Source organism: Streptomyces sp. NPDC002104 (assembly GCF_053593795.1).
This window is the reverse complement of record NZ_JBSFDF010000040.1, coordinates 35113-57406: the sequence shown is the minus strand read 5'-3', so window position 1 is coordinate 57406 and position 22294 is coordinate 35113. Positions and strand designations below refer to the sequence as shown.

At 74.3% G+C, this 22294-nt stretch carries 21 protein-coding genes and 2 pseudogenes; 7 read left to right on the top strand and 16 right to left on the bottom strand.

What is annotated here, in order from left to right; translation table 11 throughout:
* A pseudogene (locus tag ACWCP2_RS27940) lies at nt 1-432 on the bottom strand (2-isopropylmalate synthase); the annotation flags it as partial.
* Nucleotides 433-808: 376 nt separating this feature from the next.
* Here ACWCP2_RS27940 and ACWCP2_RS27935 point away from each other — a divergent pair.
* The 4 genes from ACWCP2_RS27935 (at nt 809) to ACWCP2_RS27920 (ending at nt 3815) form a co-directional block, all read left to right on the top strand.
* Nucleotides 809-1864, top strand: coding sequence for a M4 family metallopeptidase (locus ACWCP2_RS27935; protein WP_450911335.1), 1056 nt, complete (start codon nt 809-811; stop codon nt 1862-1864).
* Between the two features lie 41 nt (nt 1865-1905).
* Entirely contained in the window at nt 1906-2175 is a 270-nt protein-coding gene (locus ACWCP2_RS27930) for a protealysin inhibitor emfourin (protein WP_450911334.1), read from the top strand.
* A 27-nt stretch (nt 2176-2202) separates the two neighbouring features.
* On the top strand, nt 2203-3042 hold the full coding sequence (locus tag ACWCP2_RS27925) for a GNAT family N-acetyltransferase (RefSeq protein WP_450911333.1): 840 nt from the start codon (nt 2203-2205) through the stop codon (nt 3040-3042).
* A gap of 107 nt (nt 3043-3149) precedes the next feature.
* Nucleotides 3150-3815 carry a class I SAM-dependent methyltransferase gene (locus tag ACWCP2_RS27920; protein ID WP_450911332.1) on the top strand — a complete coding sequence of 222 codons (666 nt, stop codon included), beginning with the start codon at nt 3150-3152 and terminating at the stop codon, nt 3813-3815.
* Nucleotides 3816-3825: 10 nt separating this feature from the next.
* Here ACWCP2_RS27920 and era read toward each other — a convergent pair whose 3' ends face one another.
* From era to ACWCP2_RS27900, 4 genes and pseudogenes are all read right to left on the bottom strand, one after another.
* On the bottom strand, nt 3826-4776 hold the full coding sequence (era, locus tag ACWCP2_RS27915) for a GTPase Era (RefSeq protein ID WP_374213701.1): 951 nt from the start codon (nt 4774-4776) through the stop codon (nt 3826-3828).
* 504 nt (nt 4777-5280) lie between these two features.
* Nucleotides 5281-5592 (bottom strand): annotated as a pseudogene (locus ACWCP2_RS27910) (WxL protein peptidoglycan domain-containing protein); the annotation flags it as partial.
* Between the two features lie 365 nt (nt 5593-5957).
* Nucleotides 5958-7457 carry a beta-xylosidase gene (locus ACWCP2_RS27905; protein ID WP_450911331.1) on the bottom strand — a complete coding sequence of 500 codons (1500 nt, stop codon included), beginning with the start codon at nt 7455-7457 and terminating at the stop codon, nt 5958-5960.
* Between the two features lie 144 nt (nt 7458-7601).
* A complete protein-coding gene (locus tag ACWCP2_RS27900) occupies nt 7602-8696 on the bottom strand; it encodes a GlxA family transcriptional regulator (protein WP_450911330.1) in 1095 nt (364 codons plus the stop codon).
* A 71-nt stretch (nt 8697-8767) separates the two neighbouring features.
* On the opposite strand from ACWCP2_RS27900, the gene ACWCP2_RS27895 reads away from it, so the two are divergent.
* Entirely contained in the window at nt 8768-10150 is a 1383-nt protein-coding gene (locus ACWCP2_RS27895) for an MFS transporter (RefSeq protein WP_450911329.1), read from the top strand.
* A 33-nt stretch (nt 10151-10183) separates the two neighbouring features.
* Nucleotides 10184-10846: an ankyrin repeat domain-containing protein gene (locus ACWCP2_RS27890; RefSeq protein WP_450911328.1), complete on the top strand. Its 663-nt coding sequence runs from the start codon at nt 10184-10186 to the stop codon at nt 10844-10846.
* An 8-nt stretch (nt 10847-10854) separates the two neighbouring features.
* Here the strand turns inward: ACWCP2_RS27890 and ACWCP2_RS27885 are convergent, their stop codons facing one another.
* The 6 genes from ACWCP2_RS27885 to ACWCP2_RS27860 form a co-directional block, all read right to left on the bottom strand.
* Nucleotides 10855-11211, bottom strand: coding sequence for a cytidine deaminase (locus tag ACWCP2_RS27885; RefSeq protein WP_266877562.1), 357 nt, complete (start codon nt 11209-11211; stop codon nt 10855-10857).
* Nucleotides 11212-11447: 236 nt separating this feature from the next.
* A complete protein-coding gene (locus ACWCP2_RS27880; protein ID WP_450911327.1) occupies nt 11448-11810 on the bottom strand; it encodes an MmcQ/YjbR family DNA-binding protein in 363 nt (120 codons plus the stop codon).
* Complete coding sequence (locus ACWCP2_RS27875; RefSeq protein ID WP_450911326.1) at nt 11807-13114, bottom strand: hemolysin family protein; 1308 nt, start codon at nt 13112-13114, stop codon at nt 11807-11809. The genes ACWCP2_RS27880 and ACWCP2_RS27875 overlap by 4 nt, the downstream gene beginning before the upstream one ends.
* Nucleotides 13111-13608 (bottom strand): rRNA maturation RNase YbeY, encoded by a 498-nt coding sequence (gene ybeY, locus ACWCP2_RS27870; protein WP_450911325.1) that lies wholly within the window; start codon nt 13606-13608, stop codon nt 13111-13113. The genes ACWCP2_RS27875 and ybeY overlap by 4 nt, the downstream gene beginning before the upstream one ends.
* 13 nt (nt 13609-13621) lie before the next feature.
* Complete coding sequence (locus ACWCP2_RS27865) at nt 13622-14668, bottom strand: PhoH family protein (RefSeq protein ID WP_450911324.1); 1047 nt, start codon at nt 14666-14668, stop codon at nt 13622-13624.
* Between the two features lie 407 nt (nt 14669-15075).
* A complete protein-coding gene (locus ACWCP2_RS27860; protein WP_450911323.1) occupies nt 15076-16173 on the bottom strand; it encodes a carbohydrate kinase family protein in 1098 nt (365 codons plus the stop codon).
* Nucleotides 16174-16426: 253 nt separating this feature from the next.
* Here ACWCP2_RS27860 and ACWCP2_RS27855 point away from each other — a divergent pair, with 253 nt between their 5' ends.
* Entirely contained in the window at nt 16427-17827 is a 1401-nt protein-coding gene (locus ACWCP2_RS27855; RefSeq protein ID WP_450911322.1) for an MFS transporter, read from the top strand.
* A gap of 501 nt (nt 17828-18328) precedes the next feature.
* Here ACWCP2_RS27855 and ACWCP2_RS27850 read toward each other — a convergent pair.
* From ACWCP2_RS27850 to ACWCP2_RS27830, 5 genes are all read right to left on the bottom strand, one after another.
* On the bottom strand, nt 18329-18625 hold the full coding sequence (locus tag ACWCP2_RS27850) for a hypothetical protein (protein WP_450911321.1): 297 nt from the start codon (nt 18623-18625) through the stop codon (nt 18329-18331).
* 343 nt (nt 18626-18968) lie between these two features.
* On the bottom strand, nt 18969-19877 hold the full coding sequence (locus tag ACWCP2_RS27845) for a ribonuclease Z (protein WP_450911320.1): 909 nt from the start codon (nt 19875-19877) through the stop codon (nt 18969-18971).
* A 3-nt stretch (nt 19878-19880) separates the two neighbouring features.
* Entirely contained in the window at nt 19881-20240 is a 360-nt protein-coding gene (locus ACWCP2_RS27840; protein WP_382971127.1) for a histidine triad nucleotide-binding protein, read from the bottom strand.
* Between the two features lie 191 nt (nt 20241-20431).
* Nucleotides 20432-21178: a 16S rRNA (uracil(1498)-N(3))-methyltransferase gene (locus ACWCP2_RS27835; RefSeq protein WP_450911319.1), complete on the bottom strand. Its 747-nt coding sequence runs from the start codon at nt 21176-21178 to the stop codon at nt 20432-20434.
* Nucleotides 21175-22266, bottom strand: coding sequence for a nitronate monooxygenase (locus ACWCP2_RS27830; RefSeq protein WP_450911318.1), 1092 nt, complete (start codon nt 22264-22266; stop codon nt 21175-21177). Before ACWCP2_RS27830 ends, ACWCP2_RS27835 begins: the two co-directional genes overlap by 4 nt.
* Nucleotides 22267-22294 lie beyond the last annotated feature (28 nt).

The window sequence follows — 22294 nt, the reverse complement described above, 5'->3', positions numbered from 1 at the left end:
GGCGCGCTTGGCGCCGACCAGCGACTCGACGGTCCGCTCGATCAGGTCCTCGCGGGCCTGGGTCAGTACGGAGATGGTCACGTCGTCCGGGATCGCGCCCTCTTCGATGATGGAGCGCACGAAGTTGAAGTCGGTCTCACCGGAGGACGGGAAGCCGACCTCGATCTCCTTGTAGCCCATGCGCACCAGCAGGTCGAACATCTCGCGCTTGCGGGCGGGGGTCATCGGGTCGATCAGCGACTGGTTGCCGTCGCGCAGGTCGGTGGACAGCCAGCGGGGCGCCTTGGTGACGCGGGCCTCGGGCCAGGTGCGGTCGGGGATGTCCACCTGCTCGTAGGAGCCGTACTTGTGGATGGGCATCCCGGAGGGCTTCTGGGTGTGGGTCGCGTTCGTGATGGGCGTGGGGCGACCGACAAAAGTGTGCTGGCTCATGACGTTGGGCTCCTCGCGTGTCCGCGTGTAGTTCGCTGGGACGGCCGACGGACGGTCGCAAAACCGCAACACCAAACTCCGCGGGGAGGGGGTCGGCCTACGACTACAGGCCCTCGCCGCGGCAGCTAAGGAGGAGCAGCCCGAAACGCATGATGGGCCGAGCCTAACCGAGCCGCCCCGTATTGCGGGGGCTGTTTCAGTATGCAAGACCGGCAGGTCCGTTTTGCACCCTTTGTGAGCTAAGCCTCTTTACCTCTTGCCGGTCCGGCCCGATGTCCGGTTGATCCGTCAATGCGCCGCGAACACTTTCAGACGACCGAATGAATCATGGTCGCAGCTAGTGACAGTGACATCACCCGCTGCCACATTGCCGGGCATGGATGCCTTCCTCACGCCCCGCCACCCCGTCTTCTGCACCGTGGTGCCGCCGCACCTGCTGGACAGGATCGCCCGGTCCGATGACCCCGCCCGGGCCGCCGCCGCGCGGCGGACCCTCGAACTGGACGCCTCCCACCGGGTGCGGCGCCTGATGGCGGTGATTCCGCCCGCCGTGGAGACTCCGTCCGAGACCCCCGAGCGGACCATTTTCGACGCCGAGCACCGGACCCGGCTGCCCGGGAAGAAGGTCCGCGGCGAGGGCGAGGACGCCGGCCAGGACGCCAGCGTCAACCGTGCCTACGCCGGGCTCGGGGCCACCTTCGAGCTCTTCTTCAAGGCCTTCGGCCGCCATTCCATCGACGACGCCGGCCTGCCGCTGAACGCCAGCGTCCACTACGACCGGCTGTACAACAACGCCTTCTGGGACGGCAGCCAGATGGTGTTCGGCGACGGCGACGGCGACCTCTTCCTCGACTTCACCGTGTCCGTGGACGTCATCGGGCACGAGCTGGCCCACGGGGTCACCCAGCACACCGCCGACCTGGAGTACTACGGACAGTCCGGCGCGCTCAACGAGTCCATGTCCGATGTCTTCGGCTCCCTCATCAAGCAGTACTCGCTCGACCAGACGGCCGGGGACGCCGACTGGCTGATCGGCGCCGGCCTGCTCGGCCCCTCCGTGGACAGCGGATTCGCCCTGCGGTCGATGAAGGCGCCCGGGACCGCCTACGAGGACGACGAGCTCGGCAAGGACCCGCAGCCCGCGACCATGGACGACTACGTCCGCACCTCCCGCGACAACGGCGGGGTGCACATCAACTCCGGCATCCCCAACCACGCCTTCTACCTCGTGGCCACCGAGCTCGGCGGCAAGGCCTGGGAGCGGGCCGGGCGGATCTGGTACGACACCCTGACCGGCGGGGAGCTGGGCCCGAAGGCGGACTTCGCCCGGTTCGCCGCCCTGACGACCGCCGCGGCCGTCACCCGGTACGGCGACGGCGGCGCGGAGCACCAGGCGCTGCAGAAGGCGTGGTCGGCGGTCGGCCTGGGGTAGCGGGCGGCTTGGGGCGGCGGGCGCCGGGTAGAAGGGCGGTCATGCGGATTCAGGTGGTGCGGACGGGCGGCTTCGCGGGGATCGAGCGGCGGGGCGAGGTGGACACCTCGGGCCTGCCCGACGAGGACGAGTGGCAGGCGCTGGCCGGGCTGGCCCTGCGGCCCGGCCCGCCCGGGGACCGGGCGGACCGGATCCGGGACGGATTCTCGTACCGGATCACGGTGGACGGGCAGACGGTGACCTGCGGGGACCCGAACCTGTCGGACGCACAGCGGACGCTGATCTCGCGCGTCCTCAAAGAAGGTGCCTGAGCAGGCCGGACTTGCTTTGATGGCCGGATGATCACATCGTCCGGCCCCCTGCCCGAGCTCGAGCGCTACTACGACACGGCTCCCCGGAACGGCGGGGCGCGGGCCGAGGACTTCGGCCCGCTCACCCTCTTCGTCCAGGAGGGCGACGGCTGGCCGTACTACGCGCGGCCCGCGCTCGGCGCCGCCTCCGCCTCCGCCGGAGGTGTCTCCGTGGCCGACGTCGAGCGGGTGCTGGCCCGGCAGCGGGAGCTGAAGGTCCCCGAGGCCTTCGAGTGGGTGGCCGAAACCACCCCCTCGCTGCGGGCCGCCGCCGAGGCCGCCGGGCTGACCGTGCACGCGCACCCGCTGATGGTGCTCGACCCCGCGGCGGTACGGCTCCCCGCGCATCCGGACGTACGGCTGCTCGGCGCGGCCGACCCGCTGCTGCGCCCGGCCGTGACGGTGCCGATGCTGGCCTTCGCCGCTCCCGGCACGGCCGTGGGCGAGGCGGGCCCGGCGGAGCTCGCGGTCGCGGAGCGGGAGCCGGCCTCGGAGGGCCGCCGGATCCGGGTCGCGGGGATGATCGAGTCGGGCCGCACCGCCCTGGCGGCGGCCGTGCGCGAGGGCGTGGTCCTGTGCTCCGGCCAGTACATCCCGGTCGGTGACGTCGCCGAGGTCGTCGGTGTCGGCACCCTCCCGTCGGCCCGCCGGCGCGGCCTGGCCCTCGCGGTGACGGCCGCCCTGGTGGCGGACGCACTGGACCGCGGGGCCCGTACGGTCTTCCTCTCGGCCGGCGACGAGGACGTGGCCCGGCTCTACGCCCGGCTCGGCTTCCGCTCCGTGGGCACGGCCCTGATCGCGGACCGGGGGCGTCCCGCGCAATTCTGAGGCCGTTGTTTTGCGGGAACGGCAAGGTCGCTTGGCCGGCGAGGAGGCCGGGGCGGAGCATCGGAGGCGCGGGCATTCGTACCCGTACCGACCGGAAAGAGACCGTCATGGCGCACGCGCACGACCAGCACTCCCCCGAGACCGACTTCGCGGGCGACTTCGCGGGCGAGGAGTTCTGGGACTCCCGCTACCGCGAGAGCGACCGGATCTGGAGCGGCGAGGCCAACCCCGTACTGGCCCGGGAGGCCGCCCCGCTCGCCCCCGGCCGGGCCCTGGACCTCGGCTGCGGAGAGGGCGGGGACGCCGTGTGGCTCGCGCGGCAGGGCTGGTACGTCACCGGGACGGACATCTCCGGGGTGGCCCTGGAGCGGGCCGCGGCCCACGCCGCCGAGGCCGGGGTCGCGGACCGCACCGCCTGGGAGCGGCACGACCTCGCGGAGTCCTTCCCGGCGGGCGAGTACGACCTGGTCTCCGCGTGCTTCCTGCACACCTTCGGGGAGTTCCCGCGCGACCGCGTCGTGCGCCGGGCCGCCGCGGCCGTGGCCCCCGGCGGGACCCTGCTCGTCGTCGGGCACGCGGGCTGGGCGTCCTGGCAGGAGGACCGCCCGGAGGTGGACTTCCCGACCCCGGACGACGTCCTCGCCCAGCTGGAACTGGAGGCCGGCGCCTGGGAGGTGCTGCTGGCGGAGGAACACGTACGGGCCCAGAACCAGCCTGACGGCCGGCCCGGGACCCGTACGGACAATGCGGTGAAGGTGCGGCGGCTTCCGTAGAAGCCCGCTGCTAGAACCCCAGCTTGCGGAGCTGCTTGGGGTCGCGCTGCCAGTCCTTGGCGACCTTCACGTGCAGGTCGAGGAAGACCGGAGTGCCGAGCAGCGCCTCGATGTGCTTGCGCGACTTCATCCCGACCTCCTTCAGGCGGGCGCCCTTCGGGCCGATGATGATGCCCTTCTGGCTCGGCCGCTCGATGTAGAGGTTGGCGTGGATGTCCAGCAGGGGACGGTCCGCCGGGCGGTTCTCCCGGGGGATCATCTCCTCGACGACGACGGCGATGGAGTGCGGGAGCTCGTCCCGTACGCCCTCCAGCGCGGCCTCGCGGATCAGTTCCGCGACCATCACCATCTCGGGCTCGTCGGTGAGGTCGCCCTCCGGGTACAGCGGGGGGCTCTTCGGCAGCATGGGCGCGATCAGGTCCGCCAGCAGCTGGACCTGGGTGTCGCCGACCGCCGAGACGGGGACGATCTCGGCCCACTCGAAACCGAGCTCCTCGGCGAGCTGGTGCACGGCGATGAGCTGCTCGCCCACCACCTTGGACTCGACGAGGTCGGTCTTGGTGATGATGGCGATCTTGGGGGTCTTCTTGATCCCCGCGAGCTCCTTGACGATGAACTTGTCACCGGGGCCGAGCTTCTGGTCCGCGGGCAGGCAGAAGCCGATCACGTCGACCTCGGACCAGGTCGCGCGCACCACGTCGTTCAGCCGCTCGCCGAGCAGCGTGCGCGGCTTGTGGAGGCCGGGCGTGTCGACCAGGACGAGCTGGGCGTCGGGGCGGTGCACGATGCCGCGGACGGTGTGGCGGGTGGTCTGCGGCCGGTTGGAGGTGATCGCGACCTTGGTACCCACGAGCGCGTTGGTCAGGGTCGACTTCCCCGCGTTGGGACGGCCGACGAAGCATGCGAAGCCCGCACGGTGCGGGCTGGTGGTCTCGGGGGAACGATCGCTCATACGGGCCATTCTCCCCGATGCGGCTCCCAGCGCCGACCAGGCCGCCGCCAGGAGGGCCAGAGCGGTCGCGAGCAGGCCGTTCAGGGCGGGGTGCGCGGCGTATCGGGTGGCGGCCCGGGCGGCCGCGCCGTCGGCCCGGGCGATCACCGCGATCTCGGCCCATTCCAGGGCGGGCGCGTGCGCCCAGTGCGCGGTGAGCCGGACCCGCTGGCCGGGGAGCAGCTCGGCGGGCAGGCCGGTGAGGGGGCGGGAGAGCAGCCCCCGGCCCAGCGCCCCGGAAGCGGTCAGGGTGGCGCGGGGGCGCAGGGTGACGTTGCCGAGGTTGTGGAGCGTGTACGCGACCTCCCCGCCGGCGGTGGTGCGGAGGTCCTCGACGGCCAGGGCGGGGGCGGTGGGCCCGGTGACCCGGAGGTAGAGCCGGGCCGCGACGGCCTGCTGGACCCCGATCCCCTGCGCGGCGATGCCTCCGGTGGCGGCGGCCGGCCGTTCCTCCAGGGCGACGACGGCTCCGGGATGGTCCCCCGGTTCGGCCCGGTCGGGGACGGTGAGGGTGAAGCCGACGTCGACCGCCGTCTTCGCCGGGACGGTGATCCGCTCCCGCGCCAGCACCGTCCAGGCGCCGGTGGCGGTGCGCGGCTCCTCGGGCCCGCGCAGGGCGAAGCCGCCGTCGCGGGCGGTGTTGTAGGCGTCGGCGGCGTAGAGGCGGAAGGTGCGGGGGCGGTCGGTGCGGTTGGCGAGGGTGACGGTGTCGGTGACGGCCTGGCCGGGGGCGGCGGCGAGGTAGAAGTACGGCCGCTGCCCGAGCCTGTTGGCGGCGGGCAGCACGGACCACTGCCCGTTGTCGGCGGCCCTGGCCGATCCGGCCCCGCCGAGCAGCCCGAACACGGCCAGCACCGCGGCGAGCGCGGCCGTGGCGAGGAGCCGCCGCGCCCGTTCGGGCGGCGCCGGTGCACTGGGAACTCTCCCCGCCCCGCCCTTGCACCGTTCCCCGGGCTCCGCCCGTACCCCGGTCCTCACACGCCGGCGAAAATCCAGCCCCTCCGGCGTTTGGGGAGCGGGGGTCCGGGGGCTGGCCCCCGGGAACGGCGCCGCACGCGGCCACGGGTCCGGGGCGGAGCTCCGGGGAACGGGCGAAGGGCGGGTAGGGGACTTCGGCCCGCGCAGCGGGGCAGGGGGCCGGGCGGGGCGGGTCACGACAGGGTCAGGGTCAGCACCGCCGTGTAGGCGCCGGGCGGGGTGTACGGGGGCACCTGGAGGGTGACGGCCGCGTCGACGGTGAAGGTGCCGCCGACCAGGGCGGCGTCACCCGTGGAGGCCAGGACCGCACCGTCCGGCCCGACGGCGCCCGCGCTGCCCGGCGTACACGCGCTGGGGCTGCCGGGTGCGGCCTTGCAGGTCGGGGTCCAGCTCAGGGAGGCGCCCGGGATGCGCAGCCCGCCGGAGCCCGTGAAGTCGGTGACCTTGCCGATCAGGGACCACCCGGCCGGCCCGCCGCGGGCGTCCTTGACGGTGACGGTGCCGATCCGGCCGGCCGCCGCGCCGCCGTCCCCGTAGGGGACCGCGGCCAGGGTCACGGCGTCGCCCTCCTGGGTCATGCCCAGCTCCCCGGGCTCCACGACCGCCGTCACCGTCTGGCTGCCCGGCGGCAGCGGGGCGGGGACGATCACCGTGTACGCGGCCGGGCCGGAGCCCCGCTCCGGGGTCCAGGCGTCGCCCTCGTACGCCACGACGGCGGTGGTCGCCCGGTCCGTGACCGGCAGCTCCGCGAGGACCACGCCGAGTTCGTCGGCCTTGGCGGTGACCCGGTCGGCGGTCTCCGCCGCACCCGCCCGGCCCGCCACGGTGACCTCCGCGCCGGGCTCGAAGCCGGCTCCGGTGACCGTGACCCCGGCCCCCGGGACGCCCGCGGCCGTGCCGAGCGCGACGGCTCGCACGTTGGCCGTCGGCAGCGGGCTCGCGGTGATCCGCTGCGCCACCGGGGCTCCGCCCGGGAGCGGCTGCGGCGCCGGCAGCGGCAGCGGCCCGGGCGAGGACGGCACCGGCGGGTCCGCCGACGCCGGCGGGGACGGCACCGCCGAAGCCGCCGCGGACGCGGACGCGGACGCAGAGGCAGACGCAGACGCGGACGCAGACGCGGACGCAGACACGGAAGGCGACGGCGAAGGCTTCGGGCTCGGGTCCGGGATCCCCGCCTCGCCCCCGGCCACCGCGCACACGGTGTCGAGCGCGAGGAGGTGCCCGGTGTGCAGGGTGTAGCCGCCCGGGGCCAGGGTGATCTCGCCGGGGGCGGTGACGGTGAAGGTGCCGGTCATCGTGACGGCGGGGAGTGCCCCGCCCACCGCGACGGGGTCGTTGCGCTTGGCTCCGACGACCGTGACCTCGCCCTGCTGCGCGCCGCCGAGGACGATCCGCCCGGTCGGGGTGAGGACCTCGCCCGGCAGCGCCACGGAGAGGGGGTTCACGGCGGGGGTGCGGGCCACCTGGTAGGTGACGGTGACGGTGTCGCCCACGCGCGGGGTCGCGTCGTCCACGGTGACCCGTGCGGTGGTGGGCCCGTCGGCCGGCGGCAGTCCGGCTTCCTGGGGCGGCAGGCAGTGCGTCGGGAACTCGACCTGCCCGGGAGGCGTCTCCCCCTCCGCGGCCGCGGGTGCGCTCAGCGCGCCCCCGGTCGCCGCGGCCAGTACCGCCATGCCGACGGCCGCCGACCAGCCTCTGTGCCGCGCCGTTGTCCGCGCCGTTGTCCGCGCCGTGGTTCGCGCCGAAGTCCGCACCGACCGCCCCCTGGGATCCCGTACCCCGCCAGGGGGCCATTCACGAGCGGGCGGGGGGATAAGTCAATGCACGGACCCGGCAGGAACTGATGTCCCATCAGGAGATGGCAGATTGGGCGAAGTGGGCGGGCTGGGCGGGGCGCACTGGGTGGAGCCCGGTGCGGCCGTCCTGAAGGTCCGCCGGTAGGCCGTCGGGCTCACGCCGAGCGCCGCCTGGACGTGCTTGCGCAGGGACTGCGCGGTTCCGAAGCCGGCCTCCCGGGCCACGTGTTCCATCGGCAGGTCGGTCTGCTCCAGCAGGGCCCGCGCCCGCTCCACCCGCTGCCCGACGATCCATTCGCCCGGGCTGAGCCCCGATTCCTCCCGGAACCGGCGCGTGAAGGTCCGTACCGACATGGCCTCCTGCCGGGCCAGGTCGGTCAGCCGCAGCGGTTCGTGCAGCCGGTCCAGCACCCAGGCGCGGGCCGCGGTGGTGCTCGCCTGCTGCGGCTCGGGCACCGGGCGGTCGATGAACTGCGCCTGCCCGCCGTCGCGGTGCGGCGGTACGACGGTGTACCGGGCGGTCTGGTTGGCGACGGCCGCGCCGTGGTCGCGGCGCACGATGTGCAGGCACAGGTCGATCCCGGCGGCGACTCCGGCGGAGGTAAGCACGTCACCGTCGTCGGTGTAGAGCACGTCCGGGTCGACCAGGACGGAGGGGAAGGTCCGCTGGAAGTGCGCGGCGGCGGACCAGTGGGTGGTGGCCCGGCGGCCGTCCAGGTACCCGGCGGCGGCGAGGACGTACCCGCCGGTGCAGATGGAGACGAGCCGGGTGCCGGGCCCGATGTGCGCGAGGGCGGCGGCCAGTTCGGGGGTGAGCCGGCCCTCCGCGTGGACCGGGCCCAGCTCGTAGGAGGCGGGGACGACCACGGTGTCGGCCGTGGCCAGCAGTTCGGGGCCGTGCTCGACGTGGATGTCGAAGTCGGCGTCCGTGGGGACCGGGCCGCCGCCGGGGGCGAGCCCGCAGGTGAGGATCTCGTACAGCGGCCGCCCGGTCGCGGGATCCTTCGCCCGGCCGAAGATCCGGTGCGGGATGCCGAGTTCGAAGGGCAGCAGCCCCGCGAGGGCGAGTACGACGACGCGGTGGGCGGCGTGGACGCGGTGCGCGCGAGGCTCCATGGCCCGATCATATCGAAGCGTGTCGGTCAGGCCACTGTCGTAGGGCGCACCGGCAGCCGGAAACTGTCGTCGTGACGCAGACAGACCCGGGCCCCGGCCCCTCTCCCCGCCCCTCCCCCGGCCCTTCTCCCTCCTCCGGCCGGGCGGCCGGTACCGGCTCCCCGGCCGGCGCACCCCACGGCGCCCGGCGCGTGCACCGCGTCCACCGCGCCTGGTTCGTCGCGGCCGTCGCCTTCGTGACGATCATCGGCGCCGCCGCCTTCGCCTCGCTCCCCGGCCTGCTCATCGAGCCGCTGCACGAGGAGTTCGACTGGTCGCGGGGCACGATCGGCCTCGCCGTCTCCGTGAACCTCGCGCTGTACGGACTCACCGCGCCGTTCGCCGCCGCGCTGATGGACCGCTTCGGCATCCGCCGGGTCGTCGCCCTCGCGCTGGCCGTCATAGCCGGCGGCTCGGTGGCCACGGTGTGGATGACCGCCTCCTGGCAACTCGTCCTCTACTGGGGCGTCCTGGTCGGCCTGGGCAGCGGCTCGATGGCCCTGGCCTTCGCCGCGACGGTGACCAACCGCTGGTTCACCGCCCGGCGCGGCCTGGTCACCGGCATCCTGACCGCCGCCGGGGCCTCCGGCCAGCTGATCTTCCTGCCGCTGCTGGCCTGGCTGGTCGAGCACCACGGCTGGCGCCCGGCGGCCGTCACCGTCTCGCTGGCGGCGCTGACCGTCGTGCCCTTCGTCTGGCTGCTGCTGCGCGACCACCCGGCGGACATCGGCACCACCCCGTACGGCGGCCCGTACACGCCCAAGCCCGCGCCCGTCCCCGGCGCCGCCCGCCGGGCCGTCGGCGTCCTGGCCAAGGCGGCCCGCACCGGCCCCTTCTGGCTGCTGGCGGGCACCTTCGCGATCTGCGGGGCCTCCACCAACGGGCTGGTGAAGACCCACTTCGTCCCGTCGGCCCACGACCACGGCATGCCGGTGACGGCGGCGGCCGGACTCCTCGCCGTGATCGGCGTGTTCGACGTGATCGGCACGGTGTTCTCCGGCTGGCTGACGGACCGCTTCTCATCGCGCCGCCTCCTCGCCGTCTACTACGCCCTGCGCGGGATCTCCCTGCTCTTCCTCCCGATGCTGCTGGCCCCGACCGTGCGCCCGCCGATGGTGTTCTTCATCGTCTTCTACGGCCTGGACTGGGTCGCGACGGTCCCGCCGACGATCGCGCTGTGCCGCGAGCACTACGGGGAGGACGGCGCCATCGTCTTCGGCTGGGTCCTGGCCTCGCACCAGATCGGTGCGGCCGTGGTCGCCTTCCTCGGCGGCCTGGCCCGCGACGCCTTCGGCTCGTACGACCCCGTCTGGTACGCCTCGGGCGCCCTGTGCGCGATGGCGGCCCTGATGGCGATGGTCATCCGCCGGAGCTCCGCCCCGGCCGTCCCCGCCGGGGCGGGCGTCGCGGCCTGACGGCCGCCCCGGTCGGGCTGCCAGGATGGGCCCGTGGACGACAGGGGCGGGACGGCGGCGGCGGACGAGCTCGTACGGGCCGCGGGGGCCGGGGACGAGGCGGCCGTGTCGCGGCTGCTGGGCCGGGGCGCCGGCGTGGACGCGCGGGACGCCGAAGGGCGCACGGGGCTGTACCTCGCCGTGCGCGGGGGCCGGGACGGCGTCGTACGCGTGCTGCTCGCGGCCGGCGCGGACTGCGAGCAGGTCACGGGCCCCTACGCGGAGGACCTGCCGCTGGTCCAGGCGGCCTCCCAGGGGTACGTCGCCGTCCTGCGGCTGCTGCTCGCCGCCGGCGCCGACCCCGACCGCCGCAACCGGCTGCGCGCCACCCCGCTGGGGAGGGCCGCGTTCGAGGGCCACACGGACATCGCCCGGGTCCTGCTGGAACACGGAGCCGATCCGCACCTGCGCTGGCGGGACAGGACCCCGCTGGAGTGGGCGGAGCACATGGGCCGCACCGACACCGCGGAGTTCCTGCGCACCTGGGCCCCCGGGCCGGTCAACGGCCCGGCGGCCCGGGCGGGGGCCGGGGCCGAAGCCAGGGCCGGGGCCGAAGCCGGGGCCGAAGCCGGGACCGAAGCCGGGGCCGGGGCCGGGGCCGAAGCCGGCGCCGGGGCCGAAGCCGGGGCCGGGGCCGGGGCCGGGCCCGAAACCTAGGCCAAGGCCTAGGCTCCCGCCGCAGTCGTCGACTTCAAGGTGCCGTCCGGGCCCGCCAGGAGGACCGGGGTGTCCGGGCCGCCGAGGTCGCGGACCGCCGCGCGGTCGGCGTCGGAGGGGGTCTCCGCGGCGCTGACGACGGCCGCCGCCTCCAGGGACTGGGCGCCGCTGGCCACGGCCATCGCGACGGCCGTCTGGAGCGCGCTCAGCTTCAGCGAGTCCAGTGCCACGGTTCCGGCGACGTACGTACGGCCGGTCTCGTCCCGCACCGCCGCCCCCTCGGGCACGCCGTTGCGGGCCCGGGCGCTGCGCGCCAACGTGATGATCTTGGTGTCTTCGGGGTCGATCCCGGTGCTGTCGGTCATGGGCCGAAGCATATGGAGCGCGTCGGCGGGGCCGCACGACGACCCCACCGACGCGCCCTCCCCTCCACCCCCGGTGTCCCCCCGGGATCTTGGTGGCGCAGGGACAAAACTAAGCGCTGCGTAAGCGGAAGCACGGCCCCGAAGGTCCCGTGATCGATGACCTTGGACCCCTCCCGGATTCCACCCGGGGGAACGCCGGCCGCACCCGGCCCGGGCCGCTACGGCCGCCCGGGCCGCTACGGCCGGTCGAGCCGCAGCCGCTCCGCCTTCGGCAGGCCCGCGACCACCAGGTCGTAGGAGTCCTCGACCAGCTCCCGTACGAGCGCGTCCGGCAGGGCCCCCGGCCCGCCCGCGGTCACGGTGTTCCAGTGCCGCTTGTTCATGTGCCAGCCCGGCACGATCGCCTCGTGCTCCGCCCGCAGCGCCACCGCACGCTCCGGTTCGCACTTGAGGTTGATCTTCAGCGGGTCCCCGTCCAGCGCGCTCAGCGCGAACACCTTCCCCAGCACCTTGAACACCGAGGTCTCCGGGGTGAAGGGGAACTCCTCCACCGCCGCGTTGAACCCCAGGCAGAACGCGCGCAGCTGCGCCGGCGTCATTCGGTCTCCCCCGTCTGGTCCGCCACCTGGACCACCGGCTCCACCAGCACGGTCACGATCTTGTTCCGGCGTCCCGCCGGGGACTCCGCGGTCAGCCGCAGCGGCCGCCCGTCGGGCAGGTCCACGACCGCCGAGGCACCGGCGATCGGGACCCGCCCCAGCGCCTTGGCGAGCAGACCGCCGACCGTCTCGACGTCCTCGTCGTCGAAGGAGTCCACCTTGAACAGTTCACCGAGATCGGTGATGTCCAGCCGGGCCGTGACCCGGTAGCGGTCCCCGCCCAGCTCCTCCACCGGCGGGAGTTCCCGGTCGTACTCGTCGGTGATCTCGCCGACGATCTCCTCCAGGATGTCCTCGATGGTGACGATGCCGGCGGTGCCGCCGTACTCGTCGATGACCACCGCCACGTGATTGCGCACCGACTGCATCTCGCGCAGCAGGTCGCCCGCGTTCTTGGTGTCCGGCACGAACACCGCGGGCCTTATCGCCGTGGAGACCAGGTCGCTCTCCGCGTCGCGGCTGATGTGCGTCTTGCGGACCAGGTCCTTCAGGTACACGATGCCGACGATGTCGTCCTCGTTCTCCCCGGTCACCGGGATGCGGGAGAACCCGGACCGCAGCGCGAGCGTGGTCGCCTGACGGACCGTCTTGTACCGCTCGATGCAGACCAGGTCGGTGCGCGGCACCATGACCTCGCGCACGAGGGTGTCGCCCAGCTCGAAGACCTGGTGCACCATGCGGCGCTCGTCGTCCTCGATCAGCGATTCCTTCTCCGCGAGGTCCACCATCGCGCGCAGCTCCGCCTCGGAGGCGAAGGGCCCCTTGCGGAAGCCCTTTCCGGGGGTGAGCGCGTTGCCGAGGAGGATCAGCAGCTGCGGGATCGGCCCCATGATCCGGGCGAGCGGCACGAGGACGTACGAGGCCGCCGTCGCGGTGTTCAGCGGGTGCTGGCGGCCGATGGTGCGCGGGGACACCCCGACCGCCACGTAGGACACGAGCACCATCACGGCGATGGCGACGAGCAGCGCGGTCCAGTTCTCCCCGAACTCGTCGAGGCAGACGTACGTGACGAGCACGCCGGCCGCCATCTCGCAGGTGACCCGGACCAGCAGCGCGACATTGACGTAGCGGGTGGGGTCGCCGGCGACCTGCGCCAGCTTCGCGCTGCCGCGCCGGCCCTCCCGTACCGCCTGCTCGGCGCGGAAGGCGGAGATGCGGGCGATCCCGGACTCGGCGCACGCGGCGAACCAGGCCACCACGACCAGCAGGACGGCCCCCGTGATCAGCTGGAGATCACCGGTCATGAGACGGTCGGGGCCGGGGACGGGCCGGTCACGCCGTTCTCGCCGCGCCAGCCGTCGACGATGGCCGCCTGGAGGCCGAACATCTCGGCCTTCTCGTCCGGCTCCTCGTGGTCGTACCCGAGCAGGTGCAGCACCCCGTGGACCGTCAGGAGCTGGAGCTCCTCGTCCATGGAGTGCCGCGTCGGGGCGTCCTCGCCCTGCTTCTTGGCGACCTCGGGGCAGAGCACGATGTCACCGAGGAGCCCCTGCGGGGGCTCCTCCTCGTCCTTCTTCGGCGGACGCAGCTCGTCCATCGGGAAGGACATGACGTCGGTGGGTCCGGGCAGGTCCATCCACTGGATGTGGAGCTGCTCCATCGCGTCCTCGTCCACGACGATGACGGAGAGCTCCGAGAGCGGGTGGATCCGCATCCGGGTGAGTGCGTAGCGGGCGATGTCGAGGATCGCCCGCTCGTCGACCTCGGTTCCGGACTCGTTGTTGACGTCGATCGACATGGTGCGCTGGTGTCTACTTCCGCTGGAAGCCGTTCCGCGACTGCTTCGCGTCCTGGCTGTCGTCGTACTTCTCGTACGCGTCGACGATACGGCCGACCAGCTTGTGCCGGACCACATCCTCGGACGTGAGCCGCGAGAAGGCGATGTCCGGAACCCCTTCGAGGATGTCCTGCACCTGCCGCAGACCGCTCTTGGCACCACCCGGGAGGTCGACCTGGGTCACGTCGCCGGTGACGACGATCTTCGAGTCGAACCCGAGCCGGGTCAGGAACATCTTCATCTGCTCGGGGGTGGTGTTCTGCGCCTCGTCGAGGACGACGAAGGCCTCGTTGAGGGTCCGGCCGCGCATGTACGCGAGCGGCGCCACCTCGATGGTTCCCGCCGCGATGAGCCGCGGGATGGAGTCCGGGTCGATCATGTCGTGCAGGGCGTCGTAGAGCGGCCGCAGGTACGGGTCGATCTTGTCGAAGAGGGTGCCGGGGAGGAATCCCAGGCGCTCTCCGGCCTCGACCGCCGGGCGGGTCAGGATGATCCGGCTGACCTGCTTGGACTGCAGGGCCTGGACCGCCTTGGCCATGGCCAGGTAGGTCTTGCCGGTACCGGCGGGGCCGATGCCGAAGACGATCGTGTGCTTGTCGATCGCGTCGACGTAGCGCTTCTGGTTGAGCGTCTTGGGACGGATGGTCCGGCCGCGGCTGGAGAGGATGTTCTGGGTGAGCACCTCGGCGGGCGTCTCGTCCGGGCCCCCGCCGTTGCCGCTCGACTTGAGCATGGCGATCGAGCGTTCCACTGCGTCCTCCGTCATCGGCTGCCCGGTGCGGAGCACCAGCATCATCTCGTCGAACAGGCGCTGGATCAGCGCGACTTCCGCCGCCGAGCCGATCGCGCTGACCTGATTGCCCCGAACATGGATGTCGGCCCTCGGGAAGGCCTTCTCGATCACGCGCAACAGGGCGTCGCCCGAGCCGAGGACGGACACCATCGGGTGGGTGGCCGGTACGGAGAAATGGGCTCGCGCCTGCCCCGGCGCGGGGGTCTTTGCTGTCGGTGTCTGAGTCATGGGCCGGCACTGTGGCCTGCGCATACCTCCCACTGAGGGGCCGCGCCGATCGACGGCCACCGGACTTCCAAGCCTACGTCGCCGCTGCGGCATACCCGAGGGGTTTTACACGGACGTCTACGGGGGCCCGGGCGCCGCGCCGAACCAGCCGCTCCGGCCCAGGCCGGCCCCTCCGGCCCGAACCAGCCCCTCCGGCGTCTGAGGAGCGGGTGTCCGGGGGCCGGCCCCCGGCAACGGCGCCGCACCCGACCGGACCGCGGGGGGCCGGACCACCCGACCGGACCGCCGGGGGGGGGGCGGACCACCCGGCGCGGCGCCACCCGGGGGCGGGGCCACCCGGGGGCGGGGCGCGGGCCCCCGGGGAGGGGGCGCAGCCCGGCCTCCCCCGTTCCCCCGGCCGGTGAGGCCTAGGCCGACTGCCGGAAGCCGATCGTCGGCACCGCCCGCCGCCGGCTGGCCGGCTCCGCGGCCCGCGGGACGAGGTCGTCCAGGAAGCCGTACCGCCCCCGCAGGGCCTCCGGGGCGGTGCGCCACCAGTGGGCCACCTCCGTCCAGCCGGGGGCCGACAGGGAGCCGCCGAACTCCTGCACCGACAGCGCGGCCGTCAGGCCCGCGAAGGCGAGCCGGTCCGCGAGGGGCCACTCGGCGAGGGTGCCGGTGAGGAACCCCGCCACGTACACGTCACCCGCCCCGGTCGGATCCAGTGCGTCGACCGCGATCGCGGGGACCTCTGCCGTCTCCCCGGTCCGCCCGTCCACCGCGTACGAACCCTCCGCGCCCATCGTCACCACCGCGATCGGCACCTTCTCGGCCAGCGCCCGGGCCGCCGCGCGCGGGCACTCGGTGCGCGTGTAGGCCATCGCCTCCCCCGCGTTGGGCAGGAAGGCCTCGCAGTGCTCCAGGTCGGCCAGTGCCCCCAGGTCCCACCGCCCGCTGTCGTCCCAGCCGACGTCGGCGAAGACCCGGGCCCCGCGCCGGGCCGCCTCGGCGACCCAGGCCTCGCCGCCGCCCGGGCCGAGCGAGGCCACGGCCGCGCGGGCGCGGGGCGGGCACTGGGGGAAGGGGCCGGGGTCCGCCGGGAGCGGGGCCTCGTGGCCGTGGGAGACCATCGTGCGCTCGCCCTCGTACGCCATCGAGACGGTGACGGGGCTGTGCCAGCCGGGCACGGTCCGCGACATCGACAGGTCGATGCCCTCGCCCTGTTCGAGCGCGTCCCAGCAGTACTCCCCGTAGTGGTCGTCCCCGAAGGCGGCGGCCAGGGAGGTGCGCAGGCCGAGCCGGGCGAGGGCGGTCGCCATGTTGGCGACGCCGCCGGGGCTGGACCCCATGCCGCGCGCCCAGGACTCCGTGCCGCGCACGGGGGCCGAGTCGAGGCCGGTGAAGATGATGTCGAGGAAGACCGTGCCGGTCAGGAAGACGTCGCAGCCGGGTTCATGGGGGTCGCGCAGCGGACCGAGCGGGTCCACGGCGGAGTCGAGGCTGTCCCGGCTGCTGCGACTGGTCACGTTGTACTCCCCGTTCGGTCGATGGCGTTCTGATCTTGGCGGGTCGTTTCTTCAATGGGCTTCCCGATGGGACTTCCTGAGGGGATTCAACCCACTACCACCGCCGGTCCCTCCCTCCCGGGCGGGTCCGGAATACAGTGTGACGCAGATCACCGCCCGAACGCCCTTCTCCGGGGATCGGGCCGCTTGATAAATATGAGCCCCGCGGTCTTGCGGAATCTCACGCTCCACCCGCATCACACATGGAACACCCGTGCCCGACCGCACCCCCGCGCCGCCCGCCGCCTGGCCGCTCGTCGCGCTCTTCACCTCCGGTTACGTCGCCCCGTACCTGCTGCCGACCGTCGTCGGCCGGCTCGACGCGAACCTCCCGCTCAGCCCCGCGCAGGCCGGCCTGATCGGCTCGGCCCTGCTGCTCGGCTCGGCCACCGCCGGATTCACCCTCGCCTCCCGCATCCCGCGCCTCGGACCGCGCCCGCTGGCCCGGCTCGGGCTGCTGCTCGCCGTCCTCGGGTACGCGGCGGCCGCCGCCACCACGCAGCTGCCCCTCGTCGTCGCGGGCGCCGTCGTCGGCGGCTTCGGCTCCGGCACGGCCACCGCCGTGGCCGCCTCCGGGATCGCCGCGCAGCGCGACCCGCACCGGACCTCCGCGCTGGGGCTGCTGTCGGTGTCGGCGACGGCCGGGGCCCTGTACCTGACCCTGCCCCGGCTGGGCGGCGGGCACGGGCTGCCGTTCGCGGCGATCGCCCTGGTCGCGCTGGTGTGCTGGCCGGCGACGGGCCGCCTGCCCGGGGCCGACCGTACGGACCCCACGGACCGCCCCGAGGACACCGACCCGGCCGTACGGGCCCGCGTACGGCTCCCGTACCCGCGCGCCGGGGCGGTGCTCGCCGGGGCCCTGATGCTGTGGTCACTGGCCCAGAACGCCCTGTGGGGCGTCAGCGGCCGCATCGGCGCGCAGCAGGCGGGCCTGTCCGAGGTCACCCTCGGAATCGTCTTCGCCGCCGCGCTCGGCGCCGGGCTGCTCGGGGTCACCGCCGCCTCCCTGCTCGGGGCCCGGCTCGGGCGGGCGGTCCCGGTGGGCGTGGGCACGACGGTCATCGCCTGCTGCGTGGTGCTCGCCTCGCACGCGCGGGACCTCGGCTCCTTCGCGGCCGGGGAGATCCTGTGGAACGCGGTCTACCCCGTCGTGCTCTCCTACGCCATCGGCCTCGCCGCCGCCCTCGACCCGCGCGGGCGCTGGGCCGTCCTGGTCGGTTCCGCGTCCTCGCTCGGCGTGGCCTGCGGGCCCGTCACCGGGAGCCTGCTCGCCGAGGCCGCGGGGTTCCCCGGCATGGGGCTGACCCTCGGGATCCTGCTGCTGGCGGTGGCCGGGCCGATGGCCGGGGTCGCCCTGCACGTCGGCGGCCGCCCCCTGACCCCCGGCTCGGTCCGCCGGCGCGGCGGGGCCCCTGCGGCCGTGCTCGCCGCCGGAGCCGGGACACCGGCCGGTTCGGTGCCGCGGGTCGGCGCGCAGGAGCTGGAGGTCGTGGAACTCGCCCCGCTCCGCCCCCGCCCGCTGCGCCTGCCGCCGCTCCGGGCCCTGCTGCTCTCCCCGGCGGCAACCCGCCGCAACCGCGACAAGACCCGACGGAGGGTCGGGACCGGCGTATAGCCCACCTCGTCCGTCCCCGGCCGGTCAGGCCCGCCCGCCACCGCTCCGCGTCCTGCTGCCGCCCGTGCGGCGACCCGCCGCAGCCGCCGCCACAAGACCCGACGCCGGGTCGGGACCGGCGTATAGCCCACCCCGTCCGTCCCCAGCCGGTCAGGCCCACCTGCCACCGCTCCGGGCCCTGCCGCTCACCCGTGCGGCAACCCGCCGCAGCCGCCGCCACAAGACCCGACGCCGGGTCGGGACCGGCGTATAGGCCACCTCGTCCGGCCCCGGCCGGTCAGGCCCGTCTGCCGCCGCTCCGCGCCTCACCGCGCGAGCGGGCGGACTCCGGCAGGGCCGGCCCACGCGGGAGCGGCCCGTGCGGGCCTCCGTGCCGCCGCGTCCCGCGCCCGCATGTCCCGTACGGGCGGGGCACCTTGGCGGTCGGCCCGTACGGGTACGCCGGCGGCGCCGTACCGGAAGGCGGGCACCGGCTCCGCCCCCAGGCTCCCGCGCCCGCTGCTACCGCTCGTCCGGCGCCGGCTCGGCCGGGGAGCCCTCCGCGGTGCCCCCGGCGCCCGCGTCCCCGCCCTGGGGGACGCCGGATCCGTCGGAGGTGTGGTCGTCGGCGGCAGGGTCCGCGTACACCTCGGTGCCGGCGTCGTCCCCGGCGTGGTCGTCGGCCGAGGGGACCTCGTCCCCGGCCCCCTCGGGCCGGGCGTCGGCCTCCGCGGCATCGGCCCGGTCCCGGTCCGGGTCCCGGTCCGGCGCTCCGTCGCGCTCCGGGTCCCGGAACCCCTTGAAGCCCGCCTCCCTCATCGGCTGCCCGAACTCGCCGCCCCCGAAGGCCGCGTCCGGGGCAGCCCCGCCTTCCTGCCGCGGCCCCGGCCCCGGCCCCGATGAGCCGCCCCCGAACCCTCCCGGCCCTCCTGGTCTTCCGGTCATCTCTCCCCCTCGCTCGAGCGCCGCTCCGCCGTTCCGGACACACCCGCGCCGGCGCGGGCGGCGGCACCCCAAGCATCCGCACCGCGGGGTGCGGAGACAAGGAGCCGACGGGAAACGGCGGGCGGCGGCGACGGCGACAGCGACAGCGACAGCGACAGCGACAGCGACAGCGACAGCGACAGCGACAGCGACAGCGACTACGGGAGACCGCGGACGGCTATCCGGCCCGCTTCGGCACGGGAACCCGTACGAGATCCGCGGCGATCGTCAGCTCGCCCTCGAAGCCGGCCGCACGGGCCTGGCGTTCGAACTCCGACGGGTCGGTGTAGCGCTGCGAGAAGTGCGTCAGCACGAGGTGCCGCACGCCCCCGTCACGCGCCACCCGGGCGGCCTGCCCGGCGGTGAGGTGCCCGTGGTCGGTGGCCAGTTGGACGTCCTCGTCGAGGAAGGTCGACTCGATGACCAGCATGTCGCAGCCCGCGGCGAGCTCCTCGACGCCTTCGCAGAGCCGGGTGTCCATGACGAAGGCGAACCGCTGTCCGGCGCGCGCCTCGCTGACCTCCTCCAGGGTGACCCCGCCGAGGCTGCCCTCGCGCTGGATCCGGCCCACGTCCGGCCCCTTGATCCCGTGACGCGCGAGCAGTTCGGGCCGCATCCGGCGCCCGTCGGGCTCGGTGACCCGGTAGCCGAAGGACTCCACCGGGTGCGAGAGCCGTACGGCGTCCAGGGTGTACGCGTCCGCGCGCGCCAGGACCCCGTTCCCGGCGACCGGCTCCTCCGCCAGCAGCACGGTCTCGCGGTAGGCCGTGGCGTACCGCAGCCGGTCGAAGAACTTCTGCCCGGAGGCCGGGTAGTGGGCGGTGACGGGGTGCGGGACCCGGTCCAGGTTGATCCGCTGGATGACCCCGGCGAGCCCGAGGCTGTGGTCACCGTGGAAGTGGGTGACGCAGATCCGGTTGATGTCGTGCGCGGCCACCCCGGCGCGGAGCATCTGGCGCTGGGTTCCCTCGCCGGGATCGAAGAGGATGCCCTCGCCGTCCCAGCGCAGCAGGTAGCCGTTGTGGTTGCGGTGGCGGGTGGGCACCTGGCTGGCGGTGCCGAGGACCACGAATTCTCGTGCGGACACGGTTTATCCCGGGGGCCATTCGAAGCCGCGGCCGCCGAGGACGTGCGCGTGCGCGTGGAAGACGACCTGACCGGCCCTGGCGCCGGTGTTGAAGACGAGCCGGTAGGCGTGGTCGGCGAGCCCCTCGTCGACCGCGACGCGGCCGGCTTCGGTCAGGACGTCGGCGGCGATCCCGGGCTCCGCGGCCGCGAGGGAGGCGGCGTCGGGGTAGTGCGCCTTCGGGATGACGAGGACGTGGGTGGGCGCCTGCGGATTGATGTCGCGGAAGGCGACGGTCGTGTCCGTCTCCCGGACGACCGTCGCGGGAATGGTCCCCGCGACGATCTTGCAGAACAGGCAGTCTGCCTGCGGTTCCCCGGCCATGTGCTGAGCCCTTCGTCGTGACGGGTGATCGGTTCCGGCATCGTATCCACCACCCGCGACCGGACCCGCCAGGGCCACCGCACCCACCAGCGGCCAGCGGGCCTGCCAGGCCCTGCGGCCGGTCAGGACCACAGGCCCGTGAGGACCACAGGCCCGTCAGGACCCCCAGCCCGTCAGGACCAGCGGGCCCGTCAGGACCAGCGCCCCGTCCGCGCCAGCAGGACCGCCGCCGCGGCCGTGCCGGCCGTGGAGGTGCGCAGCACCGACCGCCCCAGCCGGTACGGGTGCGCCCCGGCCGCGGCGAAGGCGGCCAGCTCGTCCGGGGAGACCCCGCCCTCGGGTCCGACGACCAGGACGATGGAGCCGGCGGCCGGGAGTTCCGCGGTGGCCAGTGCGCCCGAGGGCGCGTCCCGGTCCTCGTGCAGGACCACCGCGAGGTCGGCCTCCGCGAGCAGCGCCGCGACCTGCTTGGTCGACAGCGCCTCCGCGACCTCGGGGAAGCGGACCCGGCGGGACTGCTTGCCGGATTCCCGGGCGGTGGCCCGCCACTTGGCGAGGGATTTGGCGCCCCGGTCGCCGCGCCACTGGGTGATGCAGCGCGAGGCCTGCCAGGGCACGATCGCGTCGACGCCGGTCTCCGTCATGGTCTCGACGGCGACCTCGCCCCGGTCCCCCTTGGGCAGGGCCTGCACGACGGTGATCCGGACGGTGGGCTCGGGCTCCTCCATGACGGACTCCAGGTCCGTGATCACCAGGCGGTCCTTGCCCTCCGCCGCCTTGACCACGCCCTCGGTCCACCGGCCCAGGCCGTCGGTCAGGACCACGTCCTCGCCGGGGGCCAGCCGCTTCACGGACACCGCGTGGCGGCCTTCGGAACCGTCCAGGACGAACTCCGGCCCCGCGGGAACCTTTTCGACCACGAACACCGGGGCGGTCATGACGCACTCCTCATCTGCATTGCCTTCAACGCGTTCTGTGCCGCGCCGAGTTCCGCCGCGAGCACCTCCACCAGTTCCCCGGCCGGCAGGGCCCGCGCCAGCCGGTGCCCCTGGCCCGCCCACAGGGCCATGCCCTGCGGGTCCCCGGCCGCGGCGGCGGCCTTGCGCAGCGGCGCGGTCAGGTGGTGGACCTGCGGGTACGCGGCCGGGGCGTACGGGCCGTGCTCGCGCATGAACCGGTTGACCAGTCCGCGGGCCGGCCGTCCGGAGAAGGCCCGGGTCAGCTCCGTGCGGACGAACAGCGGGTCGGTCAGGGCCTTCTTGTGCAGGGGGTGCGCGCCGGACTCCGGGCAGGCCAGGAAGGCCGTGCCGAGCTGCGCGGCCTCCGCGCCCGCGGCGAGCAGGGCGGCGATCTGCGAGCCGCGCATCAGGCCGCCCGCCGCGATGATCGGGAGGGCCACGGCCTCGCGCACCTGCGCGACGAGCGCGAGCAGGCCGACCCCGGCGGTGCCGTCGCCCTGCGGGTCGTCGCGGTGGGTGCCCTGGTGGCCGCCCGCCTCCACGCCCTGGACGCAGACGGCGTCGGCGCCGGCCTCCTGGGCGGCGCGGGCCTCCTCGACGGAGGTGACGGTGGCGATCGTGTACGTACCGGCCTTGCGCAGGCGGGTGAAGGCCTCGGAGGAGGGCAGGCCGAAGGTGAAGGAGACCACGGGGACCGGGTCTTCGATGAGAATGGCCAGTTTGGCGTCGTAGCCGTCGTCGATGGTGCCGATGATGTCCTCGTCGGCGAGGGAGATCCCGTACCAGGCGGCCTCGTTGGCGAGGTGCCCGCGGTAGACCTCCAGGGCGGCCGGGTCGGCGAGGGAGGCCTGCGGCAGGAAGAGGTTGACGCCGAAGGGGCGGCGGGTGAGCGCGCGCAGCCGCTTGATCTCCTGGTACATGCCGTCGGCGGTCTTGTACCCGCCGGCGAGGAAGCCCAGCCCGCCCGCATCGCACACGGCGGCCGCGAGCGGCGGGCAGGACGCGCCGCCCGCCATGGGCGCCTGCACGATCGGGTACGCGAAGAGACCGTTCGGTGCGGAGGACATGAGCTGCATCGTGCCATGTCCCGCTCAC